The 22,189-nt window shown below is 63.7% G+C and carries 20 protein-coding genes and 1 pseudogene; 10 read left to right on the forward strand and 11 right to left on the reverse strand.

The annotated features are described in order from the left end of the window. The first annotated feature begins 94 nt into the window (after positions 1-94). The gene (locus ACIA76_RS39510; protein WP_397159979.1) at positions 95-1,144 is read left to right on the forward strand and encodes a hypothetical protein; all 1,050 of its coding nucleotides are present in this window, start codon (positions 95-97) and stop codon (positions 1,142-1,144) included. 171 nt (positions 1,145-1,315) lie between these two features. Next, on the forward strand, positions 1,316-1,432 hold the full coding sequence (locus tag ACIA76_RS39515; RefSeq protein ID WP_397159981.1) for an SDR family oxidoreductase: 117 nt from the start codon (positions 1,316-1,318) through the stop codon (positions 1,430-1,432). Between the two features lie 256 nt (positions 1,433-1,688). Here the strand turns inward: ACIA76_RS39515 and ACIA76_RS39520 are convergent, their stop codons facing one another. Both ACIA76_RS39520 and ACIA76_RS39525 read right to left on the reverse strand, forming a co-directional pair. Then, entirely contained in the window at positions 1,689-2,960 is a 1,272-nt protein-coding gene (locus ACIA76_RS39520; protein ID WP_397159983.1) for a lipase family protein, read from the reverse strand. A 798-nt stretch (positions 2,961-3,758) separates the two neighbouring features. Further along, positions 3,759-4,478, reverse strand: coding sequence for a winged helix-turn-helix transcriptional regulator (locus tag ACIA76_RS39525; protein ID WP_397159985.1), 720 nt, complete (start codon positions 4,476-4,478; stop codon positions 3,759-3,761). Positions 4,479-4,771: 293 nt separating this feature from the next. Here ACIA76_RS39525 and ACIA76_RS39530 point away from each other — a divergent pair. Next, positions 4,772-5,254 (forward strand): annotated as a pseudogene (locus ACIA76_RS39530) (VOC family protein). 268 nt (positions 5,255-5,522) lie between these two features. On the opposite strand, the gene ACIA76_RS39535 reads toward ACIA76_RS39530, so the two are convergent. The 4 genes from ACIA76_RS39535 to ACIA76_RS39550 all read right to left on the reverse strand — a co-directional run bounded on the left by ACIA76_RS39535 (position 5,523) and on the right by ACIA76_RS39550 (position 9,502). After that, entirely contained in the window at positions 5,523-6,434 is a 912-nt protein-coding gene (locus tag ACIA76_RS39535; RefSeq protein WP_397159987.1) for a lipase family protein, read from the reverse strand. Continuing rightward, on the reverse strand, positions 6,428-6,853 hold the full coding sequence (locus ACIA76_RS39540; protein ID WP_397159989.1) for a hypothetical protein: 426 nt from the start codon (positions 6,851-6,853) through the stop codon (positions 6,428-6,430). The genes ACIA76_RS39535 and ACIA76_RS39540 overlap by 7 nt, the downstream gene beginning before the upstream one ends. Before the next feature lie 215 nt (positions 6,854-7,068). Continuing rightward, positions 7,069-8,106: an SDR family oxidoreductase gene (locus ACIA76_RS39545; RefSeq protein ID WP_397159991.1), complete on the reverse strand. Its 1,038-nt coding sequence runs from the start codon at positions 8,104-8,106 to the stop codon at positions 7,069-7,071. A 346-nt stretch (positions 8,107-8,452) separates the two neighbouring features. Then, on the reverse strand, positions 8,453-9,502 hold the full coding sequence (locus ACIA76_RS39550; RefSeq protein ID WP_397159993.1) for an Lrp/AsnC family transcriptional regulator: 1,050 nt from the start codon (positions 9,500-9,502) through the stop codon (positions 8,453-8,455). A 102-nt stretch (positions 9,503-9,604) separates the two neighbouring features. On the opposite strand from ACIA76_RS39550, the gene ACIA76_RS39555 reads away from it, so the two are divergent. The 4 genes from ACIA76_RS39555 (at position 9,605) to ACIA76_RS39570 (ending at position 13,935) form a co-directional block, all read left to right on the forward strand. Continuing rightward, a complete protein-coding gene (locus ACIA76_RS39555; protein ID WP_397159995.1) occupies positions 9,605-11,101 on the forward strand; it encodes an MFS transporter in 1,497 nt (498 codons plus the stop codon). Positions 11,102-11,439: 338 nt separating this feature from the next. Beyond that, positions 11,440-12,474, forward strand: coding sequence for a hypothetical protein (locus tag ACIA76_RS39560; protein ID WP_397159997.1), 1,035 nt, complete (start codon positions 11,440-11,442; stop codon positions 12,472-12,474). A 286-nt stretch (positions 12,475-12,760) separates the two neighbouring features. After that, positions 12,761-13,177 carry a nuclear transport factor 2 family protein gene (locus ACIA76_RS39565; protein ID WP_397159999.1) on the forward strand — a complete coding sequence of 139 codons (417 nt, stop codon included), beginning with the start codon at positions 12,761-12,763 and terminating at the stop codon, positions 13,175-13,177. 17 nt (positions 13,178-13,194) lie between these two features. Beyond that, the gene (locus ACIA76_RS39570) at positions 13,195-13,935 is read left to right on the forward strand and encodes a phosphohydrolase (protein ID WP_397160001.1); all 741 of its coding nucleotides are present in this window, start codon (positions 13,195-13,197) and stop codon (positions 13,933-13,935) included. A 466-nt stretch (positions 13,936-14,401) separates the two neighbouring features. Here ACIA76_RS39570 and ACIA76_RS39575 read toward each other — a convergent pair whose 3' ends face one another. The 3 genes from ACIA76_RS39575 to ACIA76_RS39585 all read right to left on the reverse strand — a co-directional run bounded on the left by ACIA76_RS39575 (position 14,402) and on the right by ACIA76_RS39585 (position 16,856). After that, entirely contained in the window at positions 14,402-15,190 is a 789-nt protein-coding gene (locus ACIA76_RS39575; RefSeq protein ID WP_397160003.1) for an SDR family NAD(P)-dependent oxidoreductase, read from the reverse strand. A 509-nt stretch (positions 15,191-15,699) separates the two neighbouring features. Beyond that, a complete protein-coding gene (locus tag ACIA76_RS39580) occupies positions 15,700-16,293 on the reverse strand; it encodes a DedA family protein (protein ID WP_397160005.1) in 594 nt (197 codons plus the stop codon). 308 nt (positions 16,294-16,601) lie between these two features. After that, positions 16,602-16,856: a hypothetical protein gene (locus tag ACIA76_RS39585; protein WP_397160049.1), complete on the reverse strand. Its 255-nt coding sequence runs from the start codon at positions 16,854-16,856 to the stop codon at positions 16,602-16,604. Between ACIA76_RS39585 and ACIA76_RS39590 the strand changes: the two genes are divergently transcribed. The 3 genes from ACIA76_RS39590 to ACIA76_RS39600 all read left to right on the forward strand — a co-directional run bounded on the left by ACIA76_RS39590 (position 16,770) and on the right by ACIA76_RS39600 (position 19,645). Then, complete coding sequence (locus ACIA76_RS39590; RefSeq protein WP_397160007.1) at positions 16,770-18,185, forward strand: cellulase family glycosylhydrolase; 1,416 nt, start codon at positions 16,770-16,772, stop codon at positions 18,183-18,185. The two genes, ACIA76_RS39585 and ACIA76_RS39590, sit on opposite strands and share 87 nt — an antisense overlap. A gap of 75 nt (positions 18,186-18,260) precedes the next feature. Beyond that, entirely contained in the window at positions 18,261-19,238 is a 978-nt protein-coding gene (locus ACIA76_RS39595) for an SGNH/GDSL hydrolase family protein (protein ID WP_397160009.1), read from the forward strand. After that, a complete protein-coding gene (locus tag ACIA76_RS39600; RefSeq protein ID WP_397160011.1) occupies positions 19,238-19,645 on the forward strand; it encodes a tautomerase family protein in 408 nt (135 codons plus the stop codon). Before ACIA76_RS39595 ends, ACIA76_RS39600 begins: the two co-directional genes overlap by 1 nt. A gap of 6 nt (positions 19,646-19,651) precedes the next feature. On the opposite strand, the gene ACIA76_RS39605 is transcribed toward ACIA76_RS39600, so the two are convergent. Together ACIA76_RS39605 and mdlC are read right to left on the reverse strand one after the other, a co-directional pair. Beyond that, complete coding sequence (locus ACIA76_RS39605) at positions 19,652-20,353, reverse strand: esterase/lipase family protein (protein WP_397160013.1); 702 nt, start codon at positions 20,351-20,353, stop codon at positions 19,652-19,654. Between the two features lie 200 nt (positions 20,354-20,553). Further along, positions 20,554-22,170 carry a benzoylformate decarboxylase gene (gene mdlC, locus ACIA76_RS39610; RefSeq protein ID WP_397160015.1) on the reverse strand — a complete coding sequence of 539 codons (1,617 nt, stop codon included), beginning with the start codon at positions 22,168-22,170 and terminating at the stop codon, positions 20,554-20,556. Positions 22,171-22,189 lie beyond the last annotated feature (19 nt).

Genomic DNA, 22,189 nt, shown 5'->3' on the forward strand with positions numbered 1-22,189 from the left:
GTTTCGGCCTTCGTTGACGTCCGGGTTGCGATACTTGCTTGCACGATGCGGCGCACGGGATGCGCCGATGATCTTCCCTGGCAGGTGGTGCCTCGTGGCCGTGTTCGGCGATGACTGGCGTGAATGGCTGTCCGTGATGGCATTTCGGGTGTGGCGACGGGTTCGACGTGCCTTGAAACCCGCCACCAGCCCACGGCTCGCGAACATCTACACGGTGATCTCGGCGCTGCTCGCCGCCGCTGCCATCCCGATGATCATGCTCGGTTGGCCGGCTTTGATCGTGGCCGTGCTCTGCGTGTACGCCGCGTTCTGGTACGCGTTGGACGCTCACGTCATGAGGGTCGCCATGCGGGTGGCGGCCGGGCAGGACTCGAAGATTCACCCGCGCGACTTCCTGTATGCACCGGCGGCGCCGGATGCCGGTTACCGGCTGGTGAAGCCGACCGACATGAGCATGGCTCAGCTGTACCCGTATGTGGATCTGTCGGACCATTCGGTATTCATTCAGCTGGAGAACGACCTCACCCGCGATCAGCGAATCGTGCTGTACCAGCGCTGGTTCGAGTTGTGCCCGGACGCGTTCATGCATCTGGAGAAGAAATCCGACGACCATTGGCAGCCGATAGCGGTGTCGATCATGTTGCCGTTGAGCCCGACCGGGTTCCGGGCAATCACCAGTCGAGATGCAGCGCACCGGATCCGGGTCATCGATCTCGACCAGGACGGGATCCTGCGTCGGCCTGCTACGCGGAATCCGGTCTTGCTGATCGACACCTGGATCGTCGACCGGGAAGGTGGCCACGGCGGTGCGGGCCATGGTAAGTCCGAGACACGCGGCGGTAACGCGAACCTGCTGGTGTTGCGGCACCTTGCGCAGTTCTGGAACTCCGCCAACCGATTTCGTCAGATGATCTTCCTGGTGGAGACGGCCAACCCACGCCTGACCCCGACCCTGGAGACATTGTCGTTCCGACCGAGTGGCGCGTCCGGAATCGGGGAGGCGTTCTACTCGACCAGCAGTGCTCAATTCGATGCGATCGCTGCCGCCGAGTTCGCTCACATCAAGACGCAGGTGCGATCGGTACAGCATGTCCCGGTCGACGTCGGGACCGTCCCACGACCCCGCGACTGGTACTACAGCTGAGTTCTGCCGGGCAGCCGCTGCCGTGCTGCAGCTGGCCGAGCTTCCTGTCCATCGAGGAGGCGGCGTACAAGGCCGCGTTCCAGAAGTTCGATCTCGACATGTTCATCGACTTCGCGATCAACGACATCAGCGACCCCGACGAGATGGCTTCCTTCGAGCTGGACGAACCCGATGCAGCGGTTCGGCCGCTCCGACGAGGTCGCCCGGGCAATGCTGTTCCTGGCCTTCGACGCGACCTTCACCACCGGCGCCGAGCTCCCCGTCGACGGCGGAGTCTCACAGCTCTGATGTGAACCATTGTCGCCGCGGCACTCGACGTCCTCGGTGCGGCGGGCGAAACCCTTACGAAGCGAGGGTGATCGGCCGACGGATTCCGGCGTCGGCTCGTCATAACCACAGAAGTAGGTCGGCTGCGCCCGCTGGTCGAGAAGCAGGTAGGCAAGATCCCGAATCTGCCACTGCTGCTTGCCCTCTGCGACGCGTTACGACGCACGACGACCGCATAGCAGGGGACTATGCGATCGTCGTGCGGGGACGATCAGTACTATCTCGACGGGCCCGGGATCGGTGCGATGTTGATCGATTGCGGGGGAACCATGGACAACACGCTCTGGGTGCTGCATCCGGAGGGAGCGGGTATGTCGGTGTTGAGGCGTTGCTCCAGCCAGGAGAGCCCGCTTGCGGGGCCCGCCGCCGCCAGGACCAGGTGCTCGGCCGTTTCGTCATGGATGTAGGTCACCGGAGTTCCGGCGGCACAGTACTTTTCCACCAATCGGTCGGTTGTGAACGCCGGAACGATCTCGTCGTGCACCGCTTGATACGCCAACATCGGCGTGGTGGGGGCGGACTGGCCCAGGGCCGCAAGGGCCATGGTCGCCCTGGCCGCAGGCAGCGACAGCATCTCGTCGAGCGAAATATCCATATACTGGCTCCAATTTCTCGCCATATGCGCCAGTATGTCGCCGACCAGACACTGCGATCCGATGAAGTCGAACGCCGCGACGCCCTCTGGCGTCAGGTGCGGACGCAACTCCGCATTGAATTCGGGGTACGCCTTGTACAGTGCCGCGATGCCGCTGCCGACGAGGCCCGAAAAGAACGTGCCGTTGTTCGCCCGCGCAGCTGCGTCGAAATCGGAGGGCGGGCCGCCCATCGCGGTGCCGACGAGGTTGATTTCGGGTGCGTAGCTGGGGTGCATTTCGGCCGCCCAACCGGTCGACAGGCCGCCACCGGAGTACCCGAAGAGCGCGGTCTTGGTCTGTGGATTGAGGCCGAGCGGGGCGAATTGTTCGGCGGCGCGGATGCCGTCCAACGTCATATAGCCGGGCTCCTTGGCGGCCGCGAAGTGGCCGAATCGACCCTGGAAATCGGGCAGCGACACCGCCCAGCCCTCGTCCAATATCTGCGGAATGGTCACTTTCTGCGCGATTGTGGAGGTGGCGACTGGCGCGCCCTCTTGCAACTCGTACGACGCCACGCAGGTCGGGCCGGAGGCGTCCTCGAACAACTGATACGACAGCAACGGCCGATTCGGTGGCGCGTTGTCGGGCAGGATCACGGTTGTCACGGTGGCATCTGGGTTGCCGAACAGATCGGTGGTGCGGTATAGCAGCTGCCAGGATTGCTCCTTCGCCGGCGTCCCCAGGCGCACCGGCCGCGACCGCAGGATGGCACCCGGCGCCGCGGTCGCGAAATCCGGTGGCGGTTCGTAAAACGGATCGGCCTGCGGAACCAGCGGCTCCGCCGGCAACGTCCCATCCGCAGGGTCTGCGTTCGCCGGAGCCGCCGCAATAGCGAACACTACGAGCACGGCCACCGATCCCGCTATGTATCGCAAACTTCGAAGCACAGGAACCTCCTCGATGATGCTTACCCATTGCTTGCCGCACCGACGAGTCAACGCCTAGTCGAACGAAGCAAGCCGTCAATTGAACGGTAGATCTAATAACTGAATAAGATAAAAAATCCAGCTAGACCTTATGAGAAGCCGCACCAGGTGCACGGATCGCAGGCTGGGTAGCATTTGGCCGCATCGGAAGTATGCGATGTCGGCACCCCGGGCGGAATCGCTGAGGCCACTCCGGTGCCCAGTCCGAGCGCAGCAAGTGCGGCTGCCGTGATCAATACTTTCTTCATGCGCTCAACCTTTCGGTAAGGTGACCTTATAAGGTAGCCTGACAATATGAAGCTACTATCCGCTCGAGAAGAAGTCGACAGCCCGTGACGAGCCGCACAGTTGCGTTGAGGTCCGAGCGGCCCTCACCCGGATTTGGGGTGCGGATCCGGAGTGGGCGCGGGCTGTCGGTGCTGCGGTGTGCGGCGATATCAGTACGAGTGCGGGCCTCGAGGATCCGGCGGGGTTCGTGTTTGCCGGGTCCTCGGCCGACGTGGTCGGGCGAAGGATGGAGCAACTCGATCCGTCCTGGGCGGCGGAGTTGCTCGGTCGATATCCCCGGCGTGGCCCCAACGGCGCATCATCGAAGCTATGCGCGCCGCGGCTGCGGCTGTGCCCGATGGTCGCGTGCGCCACGGCGATCGGATGGCGAAGATATCGTCGATGGTCAGGCTTTCACCGTTCTCCGAATAGTCAAGTGGTAGGCGCGCGCGGGTGGTGTCAGGGATTGATCAGAGGCAGTTGTGGCGTGATGGTGCCGATGCGGCGACCCGGCGGGTCCAGGACGCGACTGTAGGCCTTGACGGTGTGGTAGGCGATGGCTCGGTCTGTGATGCTCAGGTCGGGGTGTTGTAGGCACAGTTCGTTTTCGAAGCGGTCGGTGTCGGCGATGGAGTGCAGATAGACGCCGAGGACGATGTTGTGTGGCCTGGCGACCGTGACGCAGAATCGGGTCTCCGGCAGGTGGGCGAGGGCGTGGCCGGTGTCGGCGAGTCGGCCCGTGTGCACGCTGGCCCAGCGGACCGCGGTCACCGGCCAGCCCGCTAGGGGGCGCGCGAAATCGCACCGCCGGGCAAGGTAGCCGGTGGTCTCCAGGCGGTCGAGGCGTCGCCGCGCGGTCGACTGGCTGACGCCCAATTGTTGAGCGAGTTCGACATAGCTGGCTCGGCCGTCGAGATGAAGCAGTCGCAGCGTCTCGAGGTCTTGCGGGTCGCGTTCGCCGGGCCGGTGTACTGGGCGCTGATAGGCCCGTTGCACACGGGCTCGTTGGTCGGGGTCGAGGGCGTCGAGGCGCCAGCCTCCTGCTTCGGCGAAGAACCCGGTCAGGATGCGGCTTGCCGTGCGTTGCACGCCGGGCAGTCCGCCGAGTCGGTCGGTGACGTATCGTTCCATCGCTGGCAAGTCGGTGGTGAACACGATGAGCAGAAGGGTCGGCACCACCCGCCAGGCGGTGGTGGTGACCCAGGCGCAGCCGGTGGCGATGAGGCGGGCTCACCGTCGGGTCAAGGTAGCCGGATCTATGCCGAGGATCGGTCCGAGCACGGTCCACGGGCGCATGGGTAGATCTGTAGAGCATTGACCAGAGCGAGGTCGAGTTCATCGACGTCGGCGGATTCATGCGTCCAGTCGCCCATGACGCCATTTTCATGCATTTTCCGGCGACATGGTCGACACGATGCAGTATTCGATGCAGGTGTCTCGCGCGAGAGACACTCATAGAAGGGAACGTGGAGATGATTCGAGGAATCCATCACGTCGCTGTGGCAACCCGTGACCTGGATAAGTTGTTGCCGTTCTACCGGGATCTCCTGGGCTGCGATGTCTTGTTCGATATCGAAATCCCTTCGGGCACTGAATCATTCGACAATATGACGGCTTTGAACGATGCCTCGGCGCGCTGCGTCATGCTGCGGGCGGGCAATGCCTATATCGAAATGTTCCAGTAACGCACCCCGCAGCCACCGGCCGGGAAACCTGGACGTCCATTGAACGAGCCCGGATACAGCCATTTCTGTTTCGACGTGACCGACATCGACGCCGAGTACGCGAGGCTGTCACAGGCAGGAATGGTCTTTCACGCGCCACCGCAGGCAGCTGCGGACGGTAAAGCCACGTACGGCCGTGACCCCGACGGCAATGTCATCGAACTACAAGAACTCTTCGGTAACGGCCTCGGCATCGCGCTGCCATGGCTACCGGCGGGTCTCGAGAGCTAGTTCCGGAACGAGGCCCGTCACAGCGCCTGAGAGAGGGACCTGATATGTCCGTACAACCCAATCACCGTTGATCGACGCGAATGGTCTGCCGGCCGTATGGGATGGCGCACTTGGTGAGTGCGCGATCGATGGTGCTGGCAGAGAAATCAGTGAGCATGGCGCAGGAATGGGGGAGTAGGTGTCCCCTCCGGACACCGAAGAAGCTGAAACTGCTTGCAGTGCAAGAAGTTTCAGCCTTTCTCCCTTATGAAGGACGATTTTCGGCCGATCAGTTCGGGCCGATGGGCAGTCCAAGCCCTAAGTCGATGGCGGCCTTGGCCGCGTCGAGCATTGATTGTGGGACGCCGGGCTCGGCTGCAGTGGTCAACACGTTTTGGGTGCTGCATCCAGCGGGCTTCGGCATGTCGGTGTCGAGGCGTTGTGCGAGCCAGTCGATCGCGTCGTACATCCCCGTGAGGGCCAGACTGCCGTGCTCGCTCGCATGGTCACGCTTGTAGGTCACCGATGTGCCTGCCGCACAGTATTGTTCGACCATCCGATCGGTCGTGGCCACCGGCACCATCTCGTCGAATACTGCCTGATACACGTACAGGGGCATGGCGGGTGCGTTCGCGCCCAGGGTGGTCGCGTCGAAAGTCGTTTTCACCGGGGGCAGCTCGATGAATTGGCTGATCGGGATGTTCAGGTATTTGTTGTAGTCGGTGAACGTTTGCTCGGCAAAGTTACGGAACCCGCATTGCGACCGAATCTTTTGCATCTCCGCGGCACCCTCGGGCGTCAGGTGCGCACTCAATGCCGCGCCGAAATCGGGGTACGCATTGGCCAGTGATGAGAGTCCGAGGCCGATCAGGCCCGCGCTCGCAGTCCCGTTGCTGGCCAACAAAGCGCGCACATCGGAGGGGGGACCACCCATCGCGGTGCCGACTACGTTGAGTTCGGGGGCGTAGCCGCTGTACATCTCGGCCGCCCAGCCGGTCGCCAGGCCACCGCCGGAGTACCCCCACAGCGCCACCTTGGTGCTTTTGCCGAGGCCGAGCGGGGCGAACTGTTCAGCGGCGCGGATGCCGTCCAGCGTCATATAGCCCGGCTCTTCGGCGGCGGCCAAGTGGCCGTGCATGCCCTCGTAATCGGACAAGGACACCGCCCAGCCCCGCTGCAATTCTGCTGCGATGCTCAGCAATGGGTAAGCATTCCTTCCGCACCGTAGGTTCCGGCGTCCTGCCGCAACACGTACGACGGCCCGCATGCCGGGTTGGCGCTGTCGTAGAAGGCCTGATGCGATAGCAACGGACGCTTCGGATCCGGTTGTGCGCCAAAGGGAAGCAGCACCGTGGTGACTGTGGCATCTGGTTTGCCGAAAAGGTCGGTAGTTCGGTAGAGCAACTGCCAGGACTGCGTTTTTATCGGCAGCGCCGTCAACACCGCCAACGGCACGTCCCGGGACCGCAGGATCGTGCCCGGCGCGGTGTCCGCGAAATCCGGCGGCGGCAGGTAGAACGGATCGTCCTGCGGGATCTGCGGCGCCGCGTTCGCCTGGACCTGCACTGCGAGGGTGTATCCAGTCAACAACGCAGCGACCGTAACGGCCACTGCGCCCACCCGGATACCGAACCTGCCGCGCAACGAAGAATACCGATGTTCAGGAGCTAGGTCTCTAGAATCCGCGCTCATGGTTTCGTCCTTCTGCTAGTCGTTTCTGCGATGCAGTTACCGCTTTTCTCGATGCTTATGTTTCGAATGTGGTCCCATGTCGGCAATCCGAACGAAAATGCAGGGAACCAACACGATGAGCAAGTGAGGCCCAAGAATCCCTCTTATGCCGCCTCTTGCGAGTTCTGCAGCAATCCGAGTTGCACTAGGCTCTCGGCGGTCGCGATGATGGCCTCTTCGTTGGATCGCGGCGCCCATCCGAGCAGCCGCCTGGCCTTTTCGTTGCTTCCGTTCGTGGACCGGCCCAAATCGGGGACGACCTGTTTGAGTGGCGGATCGACTACCGAGGCGAGCCGCACCAGCCAGTTGGGTAGCACTCTGGTCGGGACCCGGCTCGCCGCGTCACCCATACCTGCTCGTAACACATCGGCGATTTCCCGCATGGTCATGCTGGCGCCTGCGACGCCGACGAATCGCTCACCGTTGGCCTCGGGACTGATCATGGCGCGCAGGTGCAGGTCAGCGATATCGCGGACATCGACGACGGAAATGGACAGGCCGAGGACGCCGGGTAGCGCGCCTTCCAGCAAGCGCTTCACGAACTGGATGGAGCTCGAGTAATCCGGTCCGAGCACGGGCCCGAACACGCTGACCGGATTGATGACCGCGAGTTCCAAAGCGCCGCCTTCACTGGCTATGAAGTCCCACGCTGCGCGCTCGGCCAGGGTTTTCGATTTCACGTAGGCGCCGATCCTGGCATGGTCCGGGTGGGTCCAGTCTTGTTCGGTAAAAGGCCGATCCGTAGGCGGATGGCCGTAGCTGATCGCGACGAACGAGGAGGTCAGCACTACCCGTTTGACGCCAGCGTCCCGGGCGGCTCGCAGCACCCGCAGCGCGCCTTCGCGTGCCGGGACGACAAGTTCGTCCTCGTGTTTCGGGATGCCGGCGGGGAACGGTGAAGCGACGTGCAGCACAAAATCGCAATCGGCGACCGCCGCGGGCCAGCCCGCGTCGGAGGTGAGATCGGCGGCGGCGAACGAGAGCGTGTCGCCCGGCTCGGCTCCGCCGGTGGCCACCATCGCGCGCACTTCGGCTGCACGCTCGAGCGAGCGGACCGTCGTCCGCACCCGATAGCCCGCGTTCAGGAGTTGCACGATGCAGTGTGCACCAACGAATCCCGAACCCCCGGTGACAAGAACCAATCCATCACTCATGATTGCTGCTCCGTTCGTAGGTTGATCATGGATTTCCTCGATTTGCTGCTGTCGGGCGAAACCCGCGTCGAGAACAGGTACGCGGTTGCCGCCTACCTCGAGGGTTATGTTTCGAATGTGGTCCCATGTCGGCAATCTGAACGGAGATGCACGGAACCAACACGATGGAATATTTGGGCGCACGAATCCCTCCGGCCTCGACAAGGGCATTGACCGGCTTACGTCGCCATGTGCGGTTGCTGCCAGCGTGGCGAGTCGTACCTACTCGCCACGCTGGCAGTGCCGTCGGACCGTAGCTCCTGGCCGTCTTCGGCCCGTTGTCACTGACGCGGTATCAGGAGTTCGCGGTGGAGGGGTCGGGCAGCAGGAGGTTCGGCGGAATGGTGCCGATACTGCGGCCCTGCGGGTCCAGGAGCCGACTGTAGGCCTTCACCGTGTGGTACACGATGGCTCGATCGCGGATGGTCAGTTGGGGTAGCCGCGCCGACACCTCGGCTTCGAATCGGTCGGCGTCGGCGATGGAGTGCAGGTAGGCGGCCAGGACAATGTTGTCCTGGCCGGCGAGTGTCACGCAAAATCGGGTTTCGGGAAACTGGACGAGTGTGCGGGCCGTATCGGTGGTATGGCCGGTGGGCGCGGCGGCCCGGTAGATCGCCGTCACGGGCCAGCCCACGAGGGGTCGGGCGAAGTCGCATCGCCACGCGAGGTAGCCGATGGCCTCCAGCCTGGCCAGACGCCGTTGCGCGGTCATGGGACTCACACCGAGATGGTGGGCGAGTTCCACGTAGCTGCGTCGGCCGTCGGTGTGGAGCAACTGCAGCATTTCCCGGTCGCGGGTCTCGAGCTCTCCCGGCTGAGGTGAGGGGTGCTGGACGGCGCGTTCGATGCGGGCGGTCTGGTCGCGGTCGAGGGCGTCGAGACGCCAGGATCCCGATCCGGAGAAGTGGCGGATCATGATGTGGCTGGCGATATCTCGCGCGCCGGGCAGTCGACCGAGCCGGTTGCTGATGTAGCGCTCCATCGCGGGTAGGTCGGCAGTGAAAACGGTCAGCAGCAGGTCCTGATCGCCTGCCAGCCGATCGATCGTGACCGTCTGCGGATCCTGAGCCAGCGTGGTGGCCGCCTGCAACGCTTGCCCGGGAACACATTTGATCTCCACCATGGCGGTGCACGCTTGATCGATGTAGGCCTGTGTGGCCGCCGTAGTGATCCACGCGTAACCGCCATCGGTCAGGCGCGCCCAGCGGCGGGTCAACGTGGCGGGGTCGAGTTCCAGGATCGGCCCGAGGAGGGTCCACGGGGCGCGGGGGTAGATCTGCAATGCATTGACGAGGGCCAGGTCATGCTCGTCGAGCCCGAGGGATTCGTGCGTCCGACTGCTCATCGCGCTATTTTCCTGCATTTTCCGGCCAGCTGTTCGATGTGGAGCAAATTCGTAGCGTAGAGGCGGAGAACGCCTCCGTTGCCCAACTACTCGAGGGGAACCATGGCTGCCAATGCGCTCGGATCGGGGACCTCACCCCATGCGACGAAAGCTGTTCTGGGCACCGACGCGAAGCGCTGGTGGATACTCGCGATACTCGGCATCGCGCAGCTGATGGTCGTGCTCGACACGACTGTCATGAACATCGCGCTGCCCGAAGCGCAGAAGGACCTCGGGTTTTCCGCAGGGGATCGGCAGTGGGTGGTCACCGGCTATGCCTTGGCGTTCGGTAGCCTGCTGCTGTTCGGAGGACGGATCGGCGACATCTTCGGCCGCCGTAACGCGTTCATCGCCGGCCTGGTCGGTTTCGCGACCGCCTCCGCGATCGGCGGCGCGGCCCAGAATTTCGATATGCTGGTCGGCGCCAGGGTCGGTCAAGGCGTGTTCGCCGCGCTGCTGGCACCCGCGGCTCTGTCCCTGTTGACGGTCACCTTCACCGAGCAGTCGGACCGAGCCAAGGCGTTCGGCGTCTTCAGTGCGATCATGGCGATGGGCGCGGCGGTCGGTCTGCTGCTCGGCGGCGCCGTGACCGAATTCGCGTCGTGGCGCTGGGCCTTGTACATCAATCTCGCGTTTGCCGGTGTCGCGTTGGCCGGCGCCGTGCTGTTGTTGCCTCGCCACGTCGCGCACCAGAAGCGGGTTCTCGACGTGCCCGGCACCGTGACGGTCACCGCGGGATTGTTCAGCATCGTCTACGGATTCTCTCGCGCCAACTCGCACGGCTGGTCCAACGGCGCCACGATCGGGTTCCTTGTCGTCGGTGTGGTGCTCCTGGTCGTGTTCGCCCGGCTGCAGACCCAGGTCGTCAACCCACTACTCCCGCTACGAGTCGTACTGAACCGCAGCCGAGCCGGCTCCTACCTCAGCGTCTTCACCGTGAGCATCGCGATGTTCGCGATCTTCCTGTTCATCAGCTACTACCTGCAGCTGATCCTCGGCTACTCACCACTGAAGAGCGGTATCGCGTTCCTGCCGATGGTGGCCGCGATCGTACTGACAGCGACCACGACACCGGCGGTGGTGCTGCCGCGGCTGGGAGTCAAGGCGACCGTCGGTGCCGGATTCCTGATTTCCGCGATCGGCATGGCACTGCTCACCCAGATCACGGTGGACAGCAGCTACATCGGGCACGTCCTGCCCGGGCTCATCGTGCTCGGCTGCGGATACGGCGCGGTGACCTCGGTGTCGCTGCAGGGCGCGACCACAGCCGTCCATCCCGACGACACGGGCGTTGCCTCGGCGATGGTCAACACCAGCCAGCAGATCGGCGGCTCGATCGGCACCGCGCTCCTGAGCACCATCGCAGCGACCGCGGCGACCAACTATCTGGCAGGCAAGACACCGAGCCAGGTCGTGCTGGCGCACGCGCAGGTCGAGAGCTACAGCACCGTCTTCTGGTGGGTGAGCGGGATCGTCTTGATCGGTGGGCTCATCGTCACCGCGCTGCGGCCCAATGCGCTCCCAGCGGTGGCCGAGGGCGAACCGGTTGCCGCGCGATAGGGCCACATTCGAAGCTCAGGTATCGAACAAAGGCATTCGGAAAGTAGTCGAACGTGATTCGAAGAATCCAACACCTTGCGGCGACGACCGGTGACACGCATCAACCACCGGCACTTTACCGCGACCTTCTGGGCACAGCGCCTCCGTATCCGGTCATGCTCCCGTCCTTCGAAGGAACCAGGGAAATCAACACTCTCGTTGTAGCTCGCGCCATCACCGGCCTCAGCGCCTTCGTCTGAGGGAGTTACAAGCCCTGACCTTGCCGATCCGGATTCCATCACCAGCTGTCCTGACAAGCTCGGCGAGGGTGCGGTAGATCTGCCCGTCAGGTGATCCCGATGAAGGGAGTGGAGATGCACTCATCTCGACTACGGCAGCGTTCTGTATTGTTCGCGGCGATTGCGATAGTTGCGGGCCTCTCGATCGGCTATGCGCCCGCCGCGTCCGCGGACGACGGATTCGCACCCGGGACCATACCGCTGAGTCAGTACAGCGAATTCGGGCCGCACGAGACTGCGCAAACCCTCGCCGTGCACAGCTGCGATTCCGTTTACTCCGCGCTGCTCGATAGAGCGGTGCGCTTTTTCGGCAATCAGTCGGAATTGACGTGCACCGACATCTATCCGTCAGGGAATGATTCGCAGACCGGTATCATGTTCTATTATCCGAAAGATATCGCGGAAATGAGTCGAGTTCCGTCGCTCATCTTCTCTCCGGGCTCTAATACGGAACCAGGATATTACGACTCGAGCTTGCGCTTCTGGGCAAGCTACGGCTACGTCATCGCGGTTCCGTACGATTTGGTAAATCTCTGGCCGGAGCTGCCGCTGCGTGGCGCCCAGGGACTCGCTCAGGCCAACTCGGATCCGAAGAACGTGATGTTCGGCAAGCTCGATCTCGGCCGGACCATTCTCGTGGGGCACTCCGGAGGCGGTCAGGCGACCGAACTCGGCGCGAGCGTCTCGCCGAGTGAGTATCAGCAGATCGATCCGGCGCTGCAGATTATCGGTGAGGTTCCCATTGAGCCGGGACCGATCGCGCTCGGCAGTCTGCTCAACGTTCCCACCCTCTATCTCACCGGCTGCAACGACGCATTCGTGTGGCACTGGGGCTGGCCCAGATTGGCGCAATACAACCTGACGGTGACGGTTCCCGCGTACCTCGCGTGTATCAGGGGAGCCAACCACACCAAGCCGATGGATAGCATCGGGAACAATCCGTTTGCCCCCATCACCTTGGCGTGGATGCAATACATCGCCAAGGGCGACCAGGCGGCGGCAAAGTATTTCGTAGGATCCCAGTGGTCACTTCCCGCCGATCCCGGCGTGGAATACGCGATGCGCAACGATCTGGCCGACCGCCTCCCCGGATGAGCGGGCGCTACACCATCGCTGAGCCGCTATGGCCGACTTCCGAAGATAGAGAACGGTGCTGTGGTTGGTCGGTCGCTTGTACGGCAGGGATCACGCCCGCGCGGTTGCGCCGCCGAATACAGTACGAGCCCGCTCCGCCCTACCCGGCCGACGAACCAGACGTCGCCTGAGCCGGCCTCGCGCGCAGGGTCGACTGGCCCATGATGGATTCCTGCGTAGAGGTGCTCGGAACGCTGGTTTCATGCATTTTCCGTCCAGCTATCGGTGTAGCGTCATGATCGTTGGTATGGGAGTAGCTGAGAATAAAGAATTGGTCGGCCGGTTCTTCGAACTGTTTACTGGAGGTCGTCCCGAGGAAGCGTCGGCCCTACTGTCCGACGATGTGACCTGGTGGACGAACGGCGAACCGGGTCGCAACATCTGGGCAGGCACCATAAACAAGATTCAAATGATTGATTCGTTCAACACCTTCCCGTCGATATTCCCGAACGGATTGGTGGTGACTCCGGTGGGCTTCACCGCCGAAGGAGACAAGGTGGCGATGGAAGCCGAATCCCATGCGGAGGTCGTTAACGGCAAGAATTACAGCAACCAATATCACTTCCTGATCGAGGTGCGGGACGGCAAGATCCATTCTATTCGCGAGTACATGGACACGCAGCACGTGACAGATACTTTCGTCGATCTGACACCGAGAACCTGAGGAAGAAGCCCTATTCCATGAACGATGAGATATTGAATTGGGAATGGGCTAAAAGCTCGTCGGGAAATTTGACGGCGCGGCAGAAACGGCAGCTGACTCGGATGGTTGCCAAGGAAACCCCAGCGGCGGTCGCCAGTGCCCTGCGTTACCGCCTGGGTACGCGCGGCACCGGGCGGACCGATCTCGCCACGATTCCGGACTCCAGGCTGGCCCGACAGGCGGAAGAGGAGGCCAGGGAGTCGTTGAGTCCGTACCTGCTCGAGCATTCCTATCGGAGCTATTTCTTCGGGCGGGTGCTCGCCGGAATCGACGGAGCCCGTGTCGATGACGAGTTGGTGTATGTATCGTCGCTGCTGCATGATCTGACCCTGGACACGCCCACGCCGGGACAGTGCTTCGCCTATGTCAGTGGAGCGCGCGCCGCCGAGTTGGCCCGGAGTTGGGGAGCGGATCCGGACTGGGCAGAGGCTGTCGGGGCGGCGGGGTGTGGGCACCTGACTCCCGGTGCAGGCCTTGATGATCCGGCCGCCTTCGTACTCGCCGGATCCTCGGTCGACGCCATCGGCCGACGAATGGAGGAGTTCGACCCGGCCTGGGTGACGGAGCTGTTGGGCAAGCATCCGAGGCATGGCTTGAAACGCAACCTTGTAGCCGCAATGCGCGCCGAAGCGAGGGCCGTGCCGGATGGCCGGGTCCGGCACGCCGACCGGGCAGGGACGGTGTCCTTCATGATCCGCCGCGCCCCCTTTCCGGAATAGGCGAGTAGAGATGAGAAATCCTCGGCCAACGCATGAGGAGCACGACAATGAGCCAGCTCACGGGCAAGACAGCATTGGTCACCGGCGGCGGCAGGGGCATCGGCGCGCTATCGCCGAACGCCTTGGTGTTCAACCGGGTCGGCGATGTCGGAGACATCGTCGCCCTCATCGCCTCCGGCGATGCCCGTTGGGTCACGAAGACCGTGCCTGAACGGGTCTTGGCTGCCCACAACACGATTGACGCCGCTGACACCGAAACCCGTTGGTGGCGGCCGTATGAAACGATGATGCTGCGCGGCCGGTCCACTCCCACCAAGACTTTCGTCCGGTGCCATAGGTGTCCGAGGCCGGTGTTCGAACCTTTCGGCGCAACGACGCGCCGCCTCGAACCAGCTCGTCGGATCGGGACTCTCCATGCTCGTCCTGACACGACCGTTCGTGGCAGGAGCCTGCGTCCGACACACGCTCAACCAATCTCGGGTGGTGCTCCTCGCAACCAGAGAGCCGCGGTCAGACCGCCGTCGACCGAGATGGTGGCGCCGTGCACGTTGGCCGATTCGTCGCAGGCCAGGAACAGTGCGGCGGCGGCGATCTCCTCGGCCTGCGAGAGTCTCCTGCTCGGAACACCGGCCATCAGTAGCTCCATCATGTCGAGGTTCGGTTCGTTTGCTTCGGTGGCCGTCGGCCCCGGCGCGATCGTGTTCACCCGGACTCTCAGTGGCCCCAATTCCGCAGCCCACGATGTCGTCAACGAATGCAGTGCCGCCTTGGTCGCCCCATACATTGCGTAACCTGGCATGCCGATAATCGCGTTGGACGACCCGATGTTGATGACCGTGCCACCACCATTGCCGACCATTCCCGGGACCAGCGCGGCGGTAAGCAGAAACGGCGCCTTGATGTTTGTGGCGAGCGCCGTGTCGATCGCGTCCTCGGTGAAATCGACACTGGGGCCGCCTTCGCCGATGTAGCCGGCGTTGTTGACCAGGATGTCGATCCGCCCGCCTGCCGCGACGGCGGCCTCGGCGGCCAGCACGGTGATCGTCTCGGCTCCCTGTGCGAGGTCGGCAGCGACGAACTCCGCCGTTCCGCCGCGTTCGCGGATACCAGCCACCACCTTCGCGCCTTCCTCGAGTCGGCGGCCACTGACGACGATATGGGCGCCCTCGGTGGCGAACGCCTCCGCGATTGCCCGACCGATACCACTGGTCGAACCAGTCACCAAGGCAGTGCGACCCGATAAACGTTCAGCCATGAGACTCTCCCTTCGACTGCGGTGAGCTTGCCGATCGAAGCCCACCCTCGAATCCTGCGCCGCATCGACCGGCCGACCGGAGATTGCACGAATCCCAAAGAATCAGCTGCCGAACGCGCGAATCCATCAGGTGTCGTTTCCGGCTTATCGCGCGTGCGGACACCGTATCTCTGAATGGCTGCTGAGCTGCGGAAACAATCGAATACGACGGCAGGCGCTCCATAGATCCGTCTCGACGCATCGGCACCGGCCGCAGGCAGCCGTTGAATCGTTAAGTGATCCAATGGATTTCGGCGGGAGCCGGAATCGGCCACCAGTGTCTCCGGTGACATTGGCCGAGACCACAATTGGGCTCTACAAGACCGAATCGGTCCGCGACGATTCGCCGTTCAGGCGTGGCCCGCTATCCCGGCTCGCCGATGGTCGGACTCCGGTTCGCGTCCTCGCCATCGCCGGGATCGATTCCGAGTATGGAATGTGCCGAGCCGCAATCTGACCGAGAGAGTCGGTCATGCAGTGACCAGGGTCGGCTCGACTGTTACGCCGCTGTCCGGTGCGGGACCGGTGTGAGTATGCCGGTGGAGCAACGGACGTACCGCCAGCCCGACGATCACGGCGATGATCAACGAAATCGCGAGTCCTGCAAGGGGGTTGCCAGTGAACGTACTTCCGAGATAGCCGAGCATCGTGGCATAACACGCCCAGAGCAGTGAGCCTGTCAGCGAGACCGGGGTGAACCGGCGCAACCTCCAGCGAAGAGTTCCGGCGAGCACGGAGCCTGCACTACCCCCGGCAGGAAGCCAGCGTGCCCCGACCAACATCGGAACACCCCAGTGTTCGGCCCCGTCGACCAGCCATGTCGTCGCGCGGCCGATCGCGCGACGACGTGACAGCCAACCGAGCACCCGGGTGCCACCCCAGCGACCGACGGCATAGAGCAAGTGATCCGACACCGAGCATCCCAGTCCTCCGACCACGATCACGTCGATCGGCGACACATGCATCACCGATGCGAGAGCGCCCAGCCCGACCAGCGTCGGTTCCGTGGGGGCTACCGGAAGGATAGCGACCACGAACGCGGTGATCAGCGCTGCGAGGTCCATACCTCTCAGCGTGGTCGCCGAGCCTGGCAAGACACTGGGAGCCCGGTGTGGCAGTTGTCGGGATGTGGACCCGATCCTGGCCGGGATCGAGCTCCCCAGTCATTGAGGGTGTCCTCCGCCAACGCCGGAGGTAAGTCCCGGATGGTGATACCGAGCGGGATCAGCGCACGCCCGGAGCCCGGCAAGGTCATCACTGTGACCTCGTGGCCGCGCTTTACCAGTTCGACTAAAAAGGGGGCAATCGGATACAGGTGGCCGGTTGCCGGAGAGGTGAAGGTAAGGATTTTAGCCATACCCATGGCTAACTTTCAGATAACCGATCGAAGCGATATTCCGATGATAATGTCATCGACATGAAAGCAGACCGTCGCGCACCCTTTCTCGAGGGGATTTGCGTCATCGCCACGACTGTTGCGCTGCTTGCCATCTCGTCCGGTATCGCCTTCGGGCAGGAATCGGACCTCAGGTATGAAAAGATGGAGACTCCAGTTCAGGTATCTGGAAAGTGGCTGGTCGATCGATCTGGCCGTGTCTTCATTCCGCACGGAGAAAATATCGCTCACAAGCGTCCTCCTTATCTACCGTCTGCCGCAGGATTCAATGCCGATGACGCACAGCTACTTGCTCGCGAAGGGTTCGATGCCGTTCGGATAACCCTTTTCTGGGCGGCGATCGAACCGGCTCCAGGGGTATACGACGACGAATATCTGGCCGATATCGCGCGAACTGTCACTGTCCTGAATCAATACGGCGTCACCACCCTGCTCGAGATGCACCAGGACATCTGGTCGGCGAAATACGGCGGTGACGGCGCACCGGATTGGGCGACGATCGATGACGGATTGCCCGACGGGGCCCACGATCTGGTCGGCGCCAACCTGTCCAACGTCGCGTTCTGGCGGGCGACCGATAACTTCTACGAGAACAGGGTCGCCACCGACGGGGTCGGGATCCGGGACCGATTCCTGGCGATGTGGCGCCATGTCGCCGCCTATTTCGCCGGCACCGCGGGAGTTATCGGATACGGGCCGCTCAACCAGCCGCCGACCGGGGCGGCCTTCCTGGCTTGCCTGGCAAACGCGTGCCCACCCTTGCAGATCGACCGATTGCGGGCGTTCACCCGGGATGTCACCGCTGCCATTCGGCAGGGTGATCCCCGGACGCCGATCTGGTTGGCGCCGTTGATCACCTCGAACTACGGTGCCCGCCCGGATCTCGGATCGGTGCCCGATCGCAATGTCGTCTACGGCTACAACTCCTACTGTGTGGTCGCGGCATTGCAGGGCGGTGGCGGCGCCGGCTGTGAGCCGCAATGGCAGGCCGGAGCCGCCGAAGCGGACCGGTACTCCGACCAGCAGCAGGTGCCGGCCGTGGTCACCGAATTCGGAGCCACCGGCGCGGCGGATGCGTTGAGTGCGAATGCGGCGATCTTCGACGCCTATCGGAACGGCTGGTTCCACTGGACCTATCTGGGTGGCGACCCGGCGACCGTAGCGCACGACTCCGACGCCCAGGCGATCGTGATCGATGCGAGCAAACCGCGCAGCGGTGACAATGTCCGTGAGTCGAATCTCGACGCCCTGGCCCGGCCGTATCCGCAACTCACCGCCGGCACCCCCGGACCGTGGTCATTCGCCATCGGCACAAAAGAATTCGATTACTCCTGGAGTCCGGCACGGGCCACCGGTGGTGGCCGATTCCCGGCGGGCAGCGAAACTGTCGTGGCCGTGCCGCAGCGGCAATACCGCGAGGGTTACCACGTGCGGATCGGTGGTGGCCGCCGGGTGTCGGACCCGGGTGCGCTCCAACTGCGGATCGCGTCCTGCGACGACAGCGGTCCGATCACCCTTGCCGTGCTGCCGGGCCTGGGTGCCGACGAGCAGGGCTGCTGATCCGGATTTCGTATGCACCACAACCGAACCCATAATCCCCGGTGGCGCCGGGCCGAGCGAAAAGGATGGAACCTCATGAAGATCATGCGCGTATGCCTCGGCCTGACAACGGCTTTGGCATTGGCCGGTGCGGTGACGCCCGTCGCGGCGGCCGCAGGGCCGGGTGTGCGATATGTGGCCTTCGGCGACAGCATGACGGCGGCGCCTTACGCTGGCGGTGGTGGTCCACTGGGCCTGCCGACCTTTCAGCCGCAGCCCAAGACGGTGCCGCCGCCGAACCTCCAGAACTGCGCCCGCAGCAATTACGGATGGCCGTCGATCATGGCGGCCCGATGGGGGCTCGGCGACCCGCAGACCGGCGATTGGGCCGATTACGCTTGTCAGGCGGCGACAACCGAATCCGAACCGATCAACAATCTGCGCACCCAGATCGATCAGGCGGCCTTCGACGGCATGCTCGGGCCGAACACCAAGCTGGTGACCATCCAGATCTCCGCCAACGACGTCTGGCTCCCCGGTCAGCAGACTTATGCCAAGACGATGCCCACGTGCCTCACCGATATCATCCGCGGCTGCGACATACGCACCGATCCGGGGTACATCGACGCCGCCGTGATGACCGGCCCGAATCTCGCCGCTCGGATGACCCACGGCGCCCGCGGCGACATCATCGGCGCCCTGCGCGCGGCCGCACCGAAGGCGCAGATCAGATTCGTCGACTATGAGGACCCGCTACCACCGGTCGGTGTGCCGTTCGTCTGTTTCTCTTTCTTCGGCATCCACTCTCCGTGGCCGCAATTTCGCACCGCCTACGCACATCTGATGACCGACAACCTGAGCAACGCCATCCAAGGGGCGGCCGCCGAACTCGGCGTCGGCTTCTGGTCACTGAAGCCGGTCGGGATCGGTCACGACCTGTGCTCGCCACAAACCCACTGGACGGGTCTGGCCGATATCGGCCAGCCGTACTACCCCTTCCACCCCACCCTCGAAGCCCACGCCGTACAAGGCAACTACTTCAACGGCATCCGACTCCTCGAAGGCATCAACTGATGCCGCTCGTTCGGATTGATCTCGTTGCGGGCCGTACCGCCGGAGAGGTGGAACAGATCGCGGATGCCGTGCACACCGCGATCGTCGAGGTGTTCGCGATCCCACCGCGGGACCGCTTCCAGATCGTCACCGAACACGATGCGGGCCAAATGATTGCGCTCGACGCCGGGCTGGGTTTCGACCGAAGTAGCGGTGTCGTGATGATTCAAATCTTCACTCAGGCCGGCCGTTCGACCGAAACCAAGCAGGAGTTGTTCCGCTCGGTATGCACGCAGTTGGGCCGAATCGGCGTCGACGGCGCGGACGTGTTCATCGGAATCATGGAAAACACACCGGCTGATTGGTCGTTCGGATTCGGGCGGGCACAGTACGTCGAAGGAGATCTCGCCGTACCGTCCAGTGAATAGGGTCTTTCAGCTCCCTGCGGACCCGACTTGCGGTGCGGCGCAGGTCGGTGTCACGGCATGTTCGGGGTCGAGTGCGTTCAGTACCACGCGGATTGCTATGGGATCGGACGTGAGCAGCAGGTGCTCGGTGAAGTCTGCCGGGCAGAGGTCCTGCAGCAAGAGGTTGGTGACGTTGGGCTCAGCAGGCAGGTACGCGGTCGTGTACGGGGTGGCGAACTCGTCGCTGCGGGACGCGAGGACGGTGTACTGGACATCGGGCAGCACCATGTCGCCGCTGTTGAGCTGCTGGATGAATGTCGATGTGGGTAACTGTTCGTCGCAGGACGGGCACAGGGCGGCGGTTATCGGCGGGGCGATGGTCATCGGCAGATTGATGGCACCCCAGGTGGTTCCGTGGTTGTCCGGGGCCAGGCCGATCAGGGTGTGCACCTTGTCCGCGCCGCCCAGGTTTTTCATGTAGTACCGCGGCAGCACGCCTCCCTGGGAGTGACCCACGATGTCCACTTGCTGTGCTCCGGTCGCGGACAGCACCCGATCGACGAAGTCGGAGAGCTCTTGTGCCGAAGCGGCCATCGGACCGATGCCGGACAGGGTTCCGCCCACTGTTCTGCCGTAATCGAGCGCGAATACGCAATAGCCGGCCTGTGCCAGAGCAGGCGACATCGCAACCCAATTGTCCAGGCGATTTTCGAACGTGCCGTGCGCCAAGACAACGGGGTGTGGATGTTCGGAACCGGGGCGGCAGGACCAGTCGTCGGCGCCCGGTGGTGGCGGGATGAGATCGGGGTCGGCGACCGCCGAAGGGGCAGCGACCCAGGCGAATACGAGAAATGATATGACGGCCAGGCAGGCGTTCGAGACAGTTCTGCGCATAATGTTCCCTTCGGGTTTTTCGCTGTTCTCCAGACCTACGTCGGCAGTTGCCGACCGCCCACGGTGGCCGAGGGCGCGTTGATCAGGGTGGGGCGGTCGCGGTCGGCGATACCGGCGCGTAGGAGTTCGGTAACCTCGTCGGTGCTCGACGCGTGGTGGGCGTCGACGCCGTAACTGGTTGCGGTGGCGACGATGTCGAGGCCGGGCAGGTCCAGGCCGGGCACGCCGGGGGTGTTCTCGAGTTGCCCGAATTGTTTGAGGATGCCGTATTCGGTGTTGGACGCGACGACGAAGGTGACCGGGATCTTGTAGCGTGCCGCGGTCCACAGTGCGGTGATGGCGTAGTGGATCGCGCCGTCACCGATCGCGCAGATCACCGGCCGATGTGGGGCGGCGAGTTGGGCGCCGACCGCGGCGGCGGCCCCGAAGCCGAGCCCGCCACCGGCAGCGCTCAGATGCGAGAACGCCGGTTCGGGGCGGATCGCGTCGAGAATCGCGGTTTCATGGGTGGCGGCCTCGGTGACCCAGAGGGTGTCGGCGGGTGCCGCGCGGCGGGCGGCGGCCCACAGGGCCTGCGGAGTCAATGGCGCTGCGGTGGAGACGAGTTCGGTGGGGGCCGGACGTGCCGGGGGCATCGGGTGGTAGGTGAGGCTGACCGCTTTCGCCAACGCCGCTGTGGCGGAGAGGATATCGGTGACGAATGCCTGTCCCATCGGTGCGCGGGCGGCTTCGTCGGGGTCGTTGGTGAGGTGGATCAGCGAGGCGCCGTCGGGCAGGTAGGGGCCCTCGATGTGGGGGTAGTACCGGAACACGGGTGCGCCGATGACGACGATCAGGTCGTGGCCGGCCAATACCTGGGAGATCCAGCCCGCGCCGGGAGGCAGCATCCCGCGATAGTTCGGGTGGTTCTCGGGGAACCCGGACAGTCCGGGGAACGGTGCGGTCCACACGACCGAGCCGGTGCGCTCGGCCAACGCCACTGCGGCGTCGCGGGCCCCGAACCGCTCGACGTCACCGCCGACGATCAGTACCGGGGATCTCGCGGCGTCCAAGCGTGCCGCGAGAGCGTTGATGGTCGATTCCGACAGGTATCCGCCGTGGACGACGCCGCGATCCCGCAGCACGGCGATGTCGGCGAGTCGTCGTTGATCGAGTTCGACGTCCATATCGTCCATCGGCAGGGAGACGAAGACCGGGCCGTGCGGTGGTGTCGTGGCGATGTGAATGGCGTGGGCCAGTACGGCGGGGACTTCGCCTGCGGTGGCGGGTTCGGCCGACCATTTCACGAACGGTTTCGGCAGGATGGTGGCGTCGGCATTGGTGAGCAGGCAGCCCTGGTTCTGCATATCGCGACGCTGGTTGCCCGCGGTGATCAGCAGCGGGGTCTTGTTCATGGCCGCGTTGTAGATCGCGCCCATCGCGTTACCGACGCCGGGAGCGGTGTGCAGGTTCACCAGGGCCGGGTGGCGGGTGATCTGGGCGTAGGCATCGGCCATCCCGACCGGCACCATTTCCTGCAGGCCGAGGATATAGCGCATATCGGCCGGAAAGTCTTGCAGCAGACTCAGTTCCGAGGAACCGGGATTTCCGAACCAGGTATCGAACCCATGGGCGCGCAGCAGATCGATGGTGGCTTCTCGCACAGTGGTCATCGCAGCCTTCCTCCCTGTG

Origin of the sequence: Nocardia sp. NPDC051570 (assembly GCF_044454005.1) — a bacterium.
GTDB lineage: Bacteria > Actinomycetota > Actinomycetes > Mycobacteriales > Mycobacteriaceae > Nocardia.